We start from the raw sequence: 11,992 nt of genomic DNA, 5'->3' as shown, positions 1-11,992 counted from the left end.
TTGTCGAGTACCGTCAACCTCCTCTCTAAAAATTTTATTGAGGAGCGCGATGACTATTTCCTGACCCGCCGGGTCACTTGATAACTTTCTACGAACCAACGCCTTCGTTTGCTCCGGCGTGAGGTCTCTTAAGTATCGCTCATTCTTATTAATGAGGTAATTTTCAAGCAATTCATCAACCGACCGCTCTCCGGCTATATATAGGCGATCAATTTGGCTTATATGGTATTTGTTTCGCTCGAGGGACGTATAGAGCGCTTCAAAGACATGAAGCTCTTCCGTCTCCGTGAAGTAGTTCGGGCGACTCGTCAAAATGCCTTTTGCTCCCGCGGAGGCCAGCTCAGCCAACGTGGCCAGACAGGTCCGCCGCTCTCTGGCGTTAAGGAACTGCGCCATCTCGTCATAGCCATCTAAGACTAGAATTACACGCCTATTCCGAATCAGATGAAATACAAAATCGATTGGAACATGACCAAGCTTGTTTGTATCCAGAAAATGATGGATAAGCGAGCGAGCATCGAATTGGCGGGTAAAGCTTCGAAGCTCAATTCGAAACGGAATTGGTTCCGCGGGATTTTTTACGTAGTCTTCGATCCAGTTACTCTGAATCTTCTGCGTAAGCGCCGTCTTACCGGTCCCGTACTCCCCCAGGACAACGAGCCATGGCGACTTTGTGCTGGAAGAGTTTTTCCATTCGCGAAGCCAGACCGTTGCCAGCTCTTCGCCTTGCGCGTCACGGAACAGCGGCTCCTCGTATGTTTCGAGGAGCGCATTGATTGTTAAATCGCCCAGCACGTGATCCGCATATGGCGAGAACTTCTCAAAGCTAGAGAAGAGTTCCGAATAGAGGTTTGTAACGATACCTGAGGCCTTCGCTCGCTCGGCCACATCGGGCGTGAACCCGTTACTTGAAACACTTAAACATGCCGCCCGTCGATCGAACTCCCTAACCAATAGAAATTTAGTCGCATCTTTGCCGTACTTGGTATTGTCTACGTACTGAATAGTCGCTTCTATATAAATCGTTGGCGCGAACGGGTCGCCCTTGGACGTAGCAACCAGATCAATTTCGGCACCATTGACCTTTTTTGAGTACTCAACACTGTAATTGTTCAGCTCAAGCAGGGTTCCAATGGCTAATGGCAATGATTCCGGCGAGAAATCAGATTCCGCCTTAGTCGAGACGTTAGAATCCGCTTCGATCTGCGTCGTTGCCGATTTGCTTTGCTTCTTTGCCATAGACGCAGCCTCAGCTATAGAAGGTATAGAAAAGTATTTGTGTGCAAAAACTCTCTTACTTTTGAGCGAGAACCAATTACTTAGCAATCGCGTCGTTGTCTTTACATATTCCTGCGGTACTCCCCGCCGACCTCATACAACGCATGGCTTATCTGCCCCAGCGAGTGGGTCTTAACCGCCTCCATCAGCGCCGCGAAAATGTTCTGGCGCTCCCGGGCGGTGTTCTGCAGGTAGGTTAGGCCATGGCGGGCGGCGTTCGGGCCTGAAGCCCCCCCTACGAGGGCGAGAGAATTTCTCGCCGCCTGGAACGTCCGCACATTGGCGATCTGGGCGGCCTTTTCCGGCTCGGTGCTGCGGATCAGCTCGATGGTGGTGGTCACCTCGCCCGCGTGGTCCTTGGGCAGGAAGGTATTCACGCCCACGAGCGGCAAGCTGCCGTCGTGCTTCTTGTGCTCGTAGTACAGGCTTTCTTCCTGGATCTTGCCGCGCTGGTACATGGTATCCATCGCACCAAGCACGCCGCCGCGCTCCGAAAGCGCCTCGAACTCCTTGTACACGGCCTCTTCCACCAGGTCGGTCAGCTGTTCGACGGCGAAGCTGCCCTGCCAGGGGTTCTCGTTGAAGTTCAGGCCCAGCTCTTTGTTGATGATCATCTGGATCGCCACGGCGCGTCGCACGCTTTCTTCGGTCGGCGTGGTGATGGCTTCGTCGTAGGCGTTGGTGTGCAGGCTGTTGCAGTTGTCGAACAGGGCGTACAGGGCCTGCAGCGTGGTGCGGATGTCGTTGAACTGGATTTCCTGGGCGTGCAGGCTGCGACCGCTGGTCTGGATGTGGTACTTCAGCATCTGGCTGCGTTCGTTGGCGCCGTAGCGCTCGCGCATGGCGCGGGCCCAGATGCGGCGGGCGACGCGGCCGATCACGGTGTACTCGGGGTCCATGCCGTTCGAGAAGAAGAACGACAGGTTGGGCGCGAAGTCGTCCACCTTCATGCCGCGGGCCAGGTAGTACTCGACGATGGTGAAGCCGTTGGACAGGGTGAAGGCGAGCTGGCTGATCGGGTTCGCCCCGGCCTCGGCGATGTGGTAGCCACTGATCGACACCGAGTAGAAGTTGCGGACCTTCTGGTCGACGAAGTACTGCTGGATGTCGCCCATCATGCGCAGGGCGAACTCGGTGCTGAAGATGCAGGTGTTCTGGGCCTGGTCTTCCTTCAGGATGTCGGCCTGCACGGTGCCGCGCACGGTGTTGAGCGTGTAGGTCTTGATCTTCTCGTAGGTCTCGGCGTCCACCAGCTGGTCGCCGGTGACGCCCAGCAGGCCCAGGCCCAGGCCGTCATTGGTGGGCGGGATCTCGCCGTGGTACTCGGGGCGCTTCTTGCCCTCGAAGAAGGCTTCGATCTTTTTGTGTGCGTCATCCCAACGGGCTTGGTCCTCCCTAAGGTATTTCTCAACTTGTTGGTCGATGGCGGTGTTCATGAACATGGCCAGGATCATCGGCGCCGGGCCGTTGATGGTCATGCTCACGGACGTGGTCGGGGCGCACAGGTCGAAGCCGGAGTACAGCTTCTTCATGTCGTCCAGCGTGGCGATGGACACGCCCGAGTTGCCGATCTTGCCGTAGATGTCGGGGCGCTCGGCCGGGTCTTCGCCGTACAGGGTGACGCTGTCGAAGGCCGTGCTCAGGCGGGCGGCCGGCTGGCCGACGCTGAGGTAGTGGAAGCGGCGGTTGGTGCGCTCGGGCGTGCCCTCGCCCGCGAACATGCGGATGGGGTCTTCGCCGGTGCGGCGGTAGGGGTACACGCCGCCGGTGTACGGATAGGCGCCGGGCAGGTTTTCCTTGCCCAGGAAGGTCAGCAGCTCGCCCCAGCTGGTGTACTTCGGGGCGGCGATCTTCGGGATCTTCTGGTGGCTGAGCGATTCGCGGTAGTTCTCGACCTTGATCGCCTTGCCGCGGACGCTGTACTCGGTCACCTCGTCGGTCACCGACTTGAGGCGCTCGGGCCATTCGCGCAGCAGGGCCACGGACTCGGCGCTCAGCGCCTTCACCGCGTCGTTGTAGCGCTGGCGCAGGGTGACCAGGCTGCGGTCGACGGTGGCGGCGCGGCGCTCTTCCAGCGGGCGGCCTTCGGCGGCGCCCTGGGCCTGCTGCCACTTGAACACGACCTTGCGGCGCTCGCCGCCGGTGCGGCGCTCGCCGCAGGCGGGGTATTCGGTGCCGCTGGGCGAGCTGCCGGACGGGGCGCGCTGCAGGATCAGGTGGTGCGGGTCGTACTGGTCGAGCTGGCGCGGCAGGTCCGGGTCCTCCAGGTCACGCAGCGACTGCCAGTAGTGCTGGGCGCGGTCGGCGGCTTCGGCCTGGCGCTCGATGCTGGCGTTGATCTGGCGGCCCTGCTCGGAGATCTCGGCCAGGTAGCGGGTGCGGGCGCCGGGGATCAGCACGGTGGCGCGCGGTTCCTTGAGCGTCACGTCCACGTTGGGGTTGAAGTCGCAGCGCGGGCTGCCGACGGCCGGCGCGCCCCCTGTAGGCGCGCCTTCAGGCGCGAAGCCCTTCGCCGAAAGATTAGCGCCTGAAGGCGCGCCTGCGGACGGGGTCGAGAGCTTCTGGCGAAGGAGGCGGCAGAGGTTGGCGAACATCCAGCTGACGCCGGGATCATTGAACTGCGAGGCGATGGTGGGATAGACCGGCACCTCCTCGTCCTTGAGCTGGAAGGCGACGCGGTTGCGCTTCCACTGCTTGCGCACGTCGCGCAGGGCGTCTTCGGCGCCGCGCTTGTCGAACTTGTTCAGCACGACCAGCTCGGCGAAGTCGAGCATGTCGATCTTCTCGAGCTGGCTGGGGGCGCCGAAGTCGCTGGTCATCACGTAGACCGGGAAGTCGACCAGGTCGACAATCTCGGAGTCGGACTGGCCGATGCCGGCGGTTTCCACCAGCACCAGGTCGAAGTCCTGGCCGCGCAGGAAGGCCACGCAGTCCTTGAGCACGGCATTGGTGGCCACGTGCTGGCGGCGGGTGGCCATCGAACGCATGAAGATGCGCGGGCTGCGCAGCGAGTTCATGCGGATGCGGTCGCCCAGCAGGGCGCCGCCGGTGCGGCGGCGGGTCGGGTCGACCGAGATCACCGCGATCCGCATCTCCGGGAAGTGCTGCAGGAAGCGGTTCATGATCTCGTCGGTGACGGACGACTTGCCGGCGCCGCCGGTGCCCGTCAGGCCGATGACCGGGGTCTTGCCGCCGGCCAGCTGCCATTCTTTGCGGAGGGTGGCCAACTGGCCCTCGTCGATGGCACCCGACTCGATGTCGCTGAGCATCCTGCCAATCGCAATCTCGCCAGCAAATGAACCAGGTTCATTTGTCCGCCCCTTCCCCTTCCCCTTCTTGCCGCTGCCGTCGCCGGACAATTGAACCTGGTTCATTTGCTGGCGCTTTTCCCGGGCGACTTGGGTGCGGCGGACCAGGTCTTCGATCATCGCCACCAGGCCCATCTGCATGCCGTCGTTGGGGTGGTAGATGCGCTCGACGCCGTAGTCCTGCAGTTCCTTGATCTCTTCCGGCGTGATGGTGCCGCCGCCGCCGCCGAACACGCGGATATGCGAGGCGCCGCGCTCGCGCAGCATGTCGACCATGTACTTGAAGTATTCGGTGTGGCCGCCCTGGTAGCTGCTCAGGGCGATGCCGTCCGCGTCTTCCTGCAGCGCGGCGCGCACCACGTCCTCGACGCTGCGGTTGTGGCCCAGGTGCACCACCTCCACGCCCTGGGCCTGGATCAGCCTGCGCATGATGTTGATGGCGGCGTCGTGGCCGTCGAACAGGCTGGCGGCGGTGACGAAGCGGAGCGGGCTGCGCTCGGCCTGGGTGTCCGGGAGGGAATTGGCGGGGGTGCTCATGGGGCGCGCTCGTACGGCAAGGGGCGGGATCGCCCGATTGTAGCGCCGACCGTATGGTTCGCCCTACACGGGGTGTGAAGCGCCCTCTCCCCAACCCCTCTCCCGTGCCGGGAGAGGGGCTCAGCCTCGGCTCAGCCGCCCAGCTGCTCGCAGAAGGCCTTGGCGAAGGTGCTGCGGCGGATGTCGCAAGCATCGCGCCCCTCTTCCGCCACCAGGTCCAGCCGCGCCGCCCGCAGGCGGTCGATCTCGGCCCCGCGGCGGAAGGCGACCTCGCGCTGCAGCCGCGCCCGGCGGTGGTCGTCCAGGCCGGATTCGAAGGTGACGCGGTGGTCCACCAGCGCCCGCCAGGGCACGAAGATGGCGTGGAGCTCGCCGTCGGCCACCGCGAAGAAACCGGCGCCGAACAGGTCGGCGCTGGCGCTGTGCGCCGACAGCCGCCACTCGCCGCCGTCGCGGTAATGCAGGGTCGAGGCCACCGACAGCGGCGGCGCCACGGCGCGGCCGCGGGCCTCGGCGCTGATCATGATGCCGCGCAGGCTGCCGATCGGATTGGAGTGGGTGATGTCGCCGGCGCGCAGGATGACGTTGCCGCCCTCCCAGTCCAGCCCCGTGAGCTGCCCGAACAGCAGCTCGCCGCTGTCGAGCAGCAGCAGGGCCTTCTGCAGGTCGGGATTGACCTCGCCCATCCAGCGCGGCGGCTGCGGCAGGCCGTACAGCAGCCCGGCGCCGTAGCCGAAGGTCCCCGGGAGGTCATCGATGCGCGTCGTGGGCATGATCGACAGTCTAGGCAAGCCGGGCTGAACTTGCACCGGCCAGAAAAAAGCGGGGCCGACCCATGTCCGGTGCCGGCCCCGCCGCCCCACGCAAGCGGTTACTTGTTGACGATCTCGCGGTGCATCGGCGCCAGCTTGGCCAGCAGCTTGTTCTGCGCGGCGAACGGGATGTCGTGCTGGTTCATGGCCACCTGCAGCACTTCCACCAGGGCGTTGAAGTCGCCGCGGCCGATCTGCATGTCGCGGTGCGAGCTCTTCATGTCGCGGCCGGTGTAGGTGCAGTCACCGCCCAGGATCACGCAGAACTGCTCGGTGAGCTGGCGCTTGACCCGCACCTGGTCGGCATTGGCGAAGAACGGACCGGTGCGCGGGTCGGCGACCAGGCCGGCCATGAAGGTCTCCATCAGCGCCGTCAGGCCGGCCTCGCCGCCGAAGTCCTCGAGCACCGGGCGCAGCTCCGGGTGCGCCGGGGCCGGGTCGGGCGCGGTCGGGTCGTTCATCGCGGCGGTGTCGCCCGCGGCCTCGGCGGCGTCCAGGCGCGCTTCTTCATCCAGCATGGCCTGTTCCTCGGCGGACACCGCGGTGTCCTGGGCGGCCAGCGGGCCGGCGGCGAGCAGCAGGGCGAAGGTGATCGAAAGCAGGGTTTTCATGGGGTTCTCCGGGGAAGTCAGAAGCCGACCTGCAGCGAGGCGTAGACGCCGCGCTGGTCGTCGCGGATGACGATGTTGCCGAGGTCGACGTAGGCGACGGTCAGCGACACGTTCTTGATCGGGGCCCAGGCCACGAACACGTCCCAGGCATCGTCCTCGTCGGCGATGCCCAGGTTGTTGGGCTTGGTGCGGTACTCGGCGCCGATGGCCAGGTTGCGGCTCAGCAGGTAGGCGGCCGAGCCTTCGAACTGGGCCTCGTAGCTGTCGTTGCGGTCGCCGCCGAAGCCCAGGATGCCGAACTGGTTGGCCTTGGTGAAGCGCACGGTGCCGTTGAGCAGCAGGCTCTGCGCCAGGTACAGCTTGGTGGCGCTGACGTAGTAGTCGACGCCGCTGTCGTCCTGCGCTCCGACGAAGGCCAGCACGCCCGGCTGGTCGTTCTTCTTGTACTGCGCGCCGATCGCGATCTGCGGCAGCCAGCTGTCCTGCTCGAGCACCGCGTCGCCGGCCACCTTGACCTTCACGCCAATGGTGTCCTGGGTGAAGGTGAAGCCATTGCCCAGGCCCAGCAGGCCGCCCACGGCTTCGGTGTCGAATTCCTGGCGCGACACGCTCAGCTCGACCCGGTCGTAGAAGCCGACCAGGACGCCGTAGCTGTCGAGCGTGTAGTCGTCGACGCCGACGTTGGTGTAGAAGGCGTTCGCGCCGATCTGGTCGCGGGTGCCGTAGCCGCCGATCACGGCCCAGGGCGTCAGGCCGCCGCCGGCCGAACCTTCGACCTGGCTGACGCCGCCGGTGAGCAGCAGCTTGCCGCTGGTGCCGGCGCCGTCCTGGGCCTGCGCGGCGCCGGTGGCGGCAAGCAGGGCCAGCGCGAGCGCGAGGCGACGGGGAGTGGGGTTGCGGGTGCTCATCAGCGATTCCTCGAAAGTTCAGCGGTGGAAGGCGGCGTGATGGCGTCGCCCGGACGGGGCGTCGGCATCGGGAAATAGCGGGTCACGTCGGCGCTCAGGTCCGCCGGCACGCGCACCAGGAACCAGACCCCGGCGACGCCGTCGCCGCCGGCCGCGCCGCGCCGGCGATCCGAGATCCAGCGGTACAGCGGCCTGCCCTGCCAGGCCCACATCGGGCGACCGTCGGAGCTGCGTGCCAGGGTGAAGGGGCCGTGCGGCTCGGCGCCGGGCTCGGCGTAGTGCGGCGGCCACAGGGCTTCGCACTTGGCGTCGCAGTTGCTCTGGCCGGGCAGGTCGGGGGTGTAGGTGTAAAGCGCGCGGCCGCCCTGCTCCACCAGGATGCCGGCGCGCTGCCACACCGGCACCGGGCTGGCGAGCGCGACTTCCAGCGGCGACGGCGGCCGCGGCTTGGCCGGGGGCGCCGCGCTGGCGACCAGGGCCAGGCAGGCCAGGAACAGCGTGACCAGCACGCTGGCAAGGAAACGGGTCATCGGTGGGCTTCCGCGTCAGGGGTTCAACCAGCCTTACGCGGCGGCCGTGGCGGACGGATGCAGCCCGACCCGTTTTTTTTTCAGCCGGCGCTGCCGGGCAGCTGGCCCGGGTCGGGGATCAGTTCGCTGCGGATCATCAGCAGCGCGCCCCGCGGGGCCAGGAAGGGCTGGTGGCGCTCGCCCGGCGGCGCCAGCAGGAAGTCGCCGGCGAAGTACTCGATGCCGTCGTGGATCACCGAGCCCTCCAGCACCAGGCACTCTTCCTCGCGGGTGTGCGGGTGCGAAGGCACCCGTGCGCCGGCCGCGATCCGCCAGAGACTGGTCTGGGTGCCTTCGACCGGGTCGCGACGCAGGGTCTTGATGACGATGCCGGGCACGAACGGGACCCACTCGCCCTCGTCGGCACGCACGACCTTCGTGCGGGACTGGGTCGCGGCGGCCAGGATCCGCGCGCGCAGCGCCTCGGCCCGCGCCGGCGGCGGCGCGTCGGCGGGCAGGACGCCGGCCAGGGCGGCCAGCAGCAGGTCGTTGGGGGCGGGACGACGGGTGCTCATTCGGAGACTCCTTCGGCCATCAATGCGGCGCGCATCGCGGCCAGGCCGCGACGGGCGTGCGACTTCACCGTGCCCAGGGGCAGGCCGGTGCGCGCTGCGATTTCAGGCTGGGAAAGTTCCTCCTGGAAAGTCAGTTCAATGACGCGGCGTTGGGCCGGGGTCAGCGCGTGGAAGGCGCGCTGGACCGCCTGGGCATTGTCGAGGCGGTCGAGCAGTTCGTGGCCGGGATCGTCTTCACCTGATCCATACGTATCCTCGGCGCCCTCCGGATGCAGCGGCACCTCCATCCGCTGCCGGCGGCCGCGGCGCTGCTTGTCGATGGCCCGGCTCCAGGTCAGCGTGAGCAGCCAGGCCATGACGGCGCCGCGCTCGGGGCAGAAGCCCACGGCCTGGTCCCAGACCTGCAGGAAGACGTCGCTGACCACTTCCTCGGCGTCCTGCGGCTGGCGCAGCACGCGCATGGCCAGGCCGTAGACCCGCGGCAGCGCCAGGTCGTAGAGCTGTCCCAGCGCCGCGGCGTCGCCGAACCGGATGCGGCCGACCAGGGCCACCAGGTCGGCTTCATCGGCGCTGGCGGGGGCGTTCTCGGGGTTGGCAGGCAGGCTGGCGATCGGGCGCATCCGCGTGAAGACGGCGCCATTGGGCTGGCGGCGACGGCTACGCCGCGTGAAGCCGACGGCGGCAGGGACCGCGCCGGCCGGCCAGGATCGCGGGCAAAAAAAATGGGCGATCGCGTGGCGACCGCCCAAACACCCTGCTCCAGGGTCTTGGCCGGCTGCCTTCCGGGGAGAGACAAGGCGGCCGAGCATTGATACCAACGCTGCGCTGCGGCAAGACCGGCCAAGCCCGGCACTGCCCGATTAGAGCGATTGCTTTACACTACGGCGCGCCTGGACCTGGGGCGGCGGCTGCCAAACCAGACTTTATCTTCGTAATTCAACAACTTGCGGATACTTTTTAAAGTAACCACGCCCGCCTGCCGCTGCGCAGGCCCGCGCCATCCGCCGGACCGGAGCTACCCCCATGATCTTCGAAACCATCTCCACCTCGGGCCACGAGGAAGTGGTGTTCTGCCATAACAAGGACGCGGGCCTGAAGGCCATCATCGCGATCCACAACACCGTGCTGGGCCCCGCGCTCGGCGGCACCCGCATGTGGCCCTACGCCAGCGAGGCGGAGGCCCTGAACGACGTGCTGCGCCTGAGCCGCGGCATGACCTACAAGGCGGCGGTGTCGGGCCTGAACCTGGGCGGCGGCAAGGCGGTGATCTGGGGCGATCCGAACAAGGACAAGTCCGAGGCGCTGTTCCGCGCCTTCGGCCGCTTCGTCAACTCGCTGGGCGGCCGCTACATCACCGCCGAGGACGTCGGCATCGACGTCAACGACATGGAATACGTGCTGCGCGAGACCGAGTTCGTCACCGGCGTGCACCAGGTCCACGGCGGCTCGGGCGACCCGTCGCCGTTCACCGCCTACGGCACCCTGCAGGGCCTGATGGCCGCGCTGCAGGTCAAGTACGGCAACGAGGAAGTGGGCGACTACAGCTACGCCGTGCAGGGCGTCGGCCACGTCGGCATGGAGTTCGTGAAGCTGCTGCGCGAGCGCGGCGCCAAGGTCTTCGTCACCGACATCAACAAGGATTCGGTGCAGCGCGCCGTCGATGAGTTCGGCTGCGAGGCCGTGGCCCTGGACGAGATCTACGACGTCGACGCCGACGTGTACTCGCCGACCGCCCTGGGCGGCACGGTGAACGCCAACACCCTGCCCCGCCTCAAGTGCAAGGTGATCTGCGGCGCCGCCAACAACCAGCTGGCGACCGACGAAATGGGCGTCGAGCTCGAGTCCAAGGGCATCCTGTACGCCCCGGACTACGCGGTGAACGCCGGCGGCCTGATGAACGTCTCGCTCGAGATCGACGGCTACAACCGCGAGCGTGCGATGCGCATGATGCGCACCATCTACTACAACCTGGGCCGCATCTTCGAGATCGCCAAGCGCGACGGCATCCCGACCAACAAGGCCGCCGACCGCATGGCCGAAGAGCGCATCAGCGCGATCGGCAAGCTGCGCCTGCCGCACCTGGGCGCCCCGGCGCCGCGCTTCCAGGGCCGCCGCGGCAACTGAGTCCCCGCGGGGCCGGGTTCGTAACCTGGCCCCGTCCGGCGTGCGCTGACCGCCTGTTCACCCGGACGCGGTCAGACTTCGCCCCCCATCCAGACACGGAGTCGTCATGCGTACCTTTCCCCTCGGCGAAGACCTCGATGCCCTGCGCGACGCCGTCCGGCGTTTCGCCGACGCCGAGATCGCGCCGCGGGCGGCGCAGATCGACCACGACAACCTGTTCCCGGCCGACCTGTGGCCGAAGCTCGGCGAGCTGGGCCTGCTGGGCCTGACCGTTCCTTCGGAATACGGCGGCTCGGACATGGGCTACCTGGCCCACCTCGTGGCCATGGAAGAGATCTCTCGCGCCTCGGGCTCGGTCGGCCTGAGCTACGGCGCGCATTCCAACCTCTGCGTGGCCAACCTCTACGGCAACGGCAACGAGGCCCAGCGCCGCAAGTACCTGCCCGGCCTGTGCAGCGGCGAGCTCAAGGGCGCGCTGGCGATGAGCGAGCCGGGCGCCGGCTCCGACGTGGTCGGCTCGATGAGCTGCCGCGCCGAGCTGCGCAACGGCACCTGGGTCGCCAACGGCAACAAGATGTGGATCACCAACGGCCCCGAGGCCGACGTGCTGATCGTCTACATGCGCACCGCCGGCAAGGAAGCGGGCTCGCGCTGCATGACCGCCTTCCTGGTCGAGAAGGGCATGAAGGGCTTCAGCACCGCGCAGAAGCTCGACAAGCTGGGCATGCGCGGCTCCAACACCTGCGAGCTGGTGTTCGAGGACTGCGAGATTCCCGCCGAAAACGTGCTGGGTGAGGTCAACCAGGGCGTCAAGGTGCTCATGAGCGGCCTCAACACCGAGCGCCTGGTGCTCACCGGCGGCCCGATCGGCCTGATGCAGGCGGCGCTGGACATCGCCCTGCCCTACGTCCGCGAGCGCAAGCAGTTCGACCAGGCCATCGGCACCTTCGGCCTGATGCAGGGCAAGATCGCCGACATGTACACCGCGCTGCAGTCGTCGCGGGCGTTCGCCTACCAGGTGGCCCGCGACTTCGACGCCGGCCACGCCAGCCGGGTCGACTCCGCCGCCTGCCTGCTGCACGCCAGCGAAGGCGCCGTGCAGGTCGCGCTGGAGGGCATCCAGGCCCTGGGCGGCAACGGCTACATCAACGAATACGCCACCGGCCGGATCCTGCGCGACGCCAAGCTCTACGCCATCGGCGCCGGCACCAACGAAATCCGCCGCATGTTGATCGGCCGCGAACTCTTCGACGGCCGCGACTGACGGCACCCGGCGTCGGCCACAGCCGCCGTTCGACCGCCTCGACGCCCCCCCCCTGTAGGAGCGCCT

Annotated in this window: 10 protein-coding genes; 2 read left to right on the top strand and 8 right to left on the bottom strand. The window is 66.4% G+C overall.

Annotated features, from left to right (window positions below; genetic code table 11):
- The 8 genes from VFQ84_RS02360 to VFQ84_RS02325 all read right to left on the bottom strand — a co-directional run.
- Window positions 1-1,239, bottom strand: a 1,239-nt coding sequence (locus tag VFQ84_RS02360) for an NACHT domain-containing protein (RefSeq protein ID WP_325128833.1), incomplete at its 3' end; no start/stop codon positions are given.
- 101 nt (window positions 1,240-1,340) lie between these two features.
- Entirely contained in the window at window positions 1,341-5,123 is a 3,783-nt protein-coding gene (locus VFQ84_RS02355) for a methylmalonyl-CoA mutase family protein (RefSeq protein ID WP_325128831.1), read from the bottom strand.
- A 131-nt stretch (window positions 5,124-5,254) separates the two neighbouring features.
- Entirely contained in the window at window positions 5,255-5,896 is a 642-nt protein-coding gene (locus VFQ84_RS02350) for a hypothetical protein (protein ID WP_325128830.1), read from the bottom strand.
- Between the two features lie 98 nt (window positions 5,897-5,994).
- Window positions 5,995-6,546 carry a group 1 truncated hemoglobin gene (locus VFQ84_RS02345; RefSeq protein ID WP_325128828.1) on the bottom strand — a complete coding sequence of 184 codons (552 nt, stop codon included), beginning with the start codon at window positions 6,544-6,546 and terminating at the stop codon, window positions 5,995-5,997.
- Window positions 6,547-6,563: 17 nt separating this feature from the next.
- Entirely contained in the window at window positions 6,564-7,454 is an 891-nt protein-coding gene (locus tag VFQ84_RS02340; RefSeq protein WP_325128826.1) for a DUF3034 family protein, read from the bottom strand.
- A complete protein-coding gene (locus tag VFQ84_RS02335) occupies window positions 7,454-7,984 on the bottom strand; it encodes a hypothetical protein (protein WP_325128824.1) in 531 nt (176 codons plus the stop codon). The genes VFQ84_RS02340 and VFQ84_RS02335 overlap by 1 nt, the downstream gene beginning before the upstream one ends.
- A gap of 80 nt (window positions 7,985-8,064) precedes the next feature.
- The gene (locus VFQ84_RS02330) at window positions 8,065-8,538 is read right to left on the bottom strand and encodes a cupin domain-containing protein (protein WP_325128822.1); all 474 of its coding nucleotides are present in this window, start codon (window positions 8,536-8,538) and stop codon (window positions 8,065-8,067) included.
- On the bottom strand, window positions 8,535-9,158 hold the full coding sequence (locus VFQ84_RS02325) for a sigma-70 family RNA polymerase sigma factor (RefSeq protein ID WP_325128820.1): 624 nt from the start codon (window positions 9,156-9,158) through the stop codon (window positions 8,535-8,537). Before VFQ84_RS02325 ends, VFQ84_RS02330 begins: the two co-directional genes overlap by 4 nt.
- A gap of 403 nt (window positions 9,159-9,561) precedes the next feature.
- Here VFQ84_RS02325 and VFQ84_RS02320 point away from each other — a divergent pair, with 403 nt between their 5' ends.
- Window positions 9,562-10,662, top strand: a complete 1,101-nt coding sequence (locus tag VFQ84_RS02320; protein WP_325128818.1) for a Glu/Leu/Phe/Val dehydrogenase dimerization domain-containing protein — start codon at window positions 9,562-9,564, stop codon at window positions 10,660-10,662.
- A 106-nt stretch (window positions 10,663-10,768) separates the two neighbouring features.
- A complete protein-coding gene (locus VFQ84_RS02315) occupies window positions 10,769-11,926 on the top strand; it encodes an acyl-CoA dehydrogenase family protein (RefSeq protein ID WP_325128816.1) in 1,158 nt (385 codons plus the stop codon).
- Window positions 11,927-11,992: the final 66 nt, after the last annotated feature.

This window comes from Arenimonas sp., from assembly GCF_035721105.1.
Classification (GTDB): domain Bacteria; phylum Pseudomonadota; class Gammaproteobacteria; order Xanthomonadales; family Xanthomonadaceae; genus Arenimonas.
Note: the sequence above shows the minus strand (reverse complement) of the source record. Positions and strands in the feature narration are given on the sequence as shown.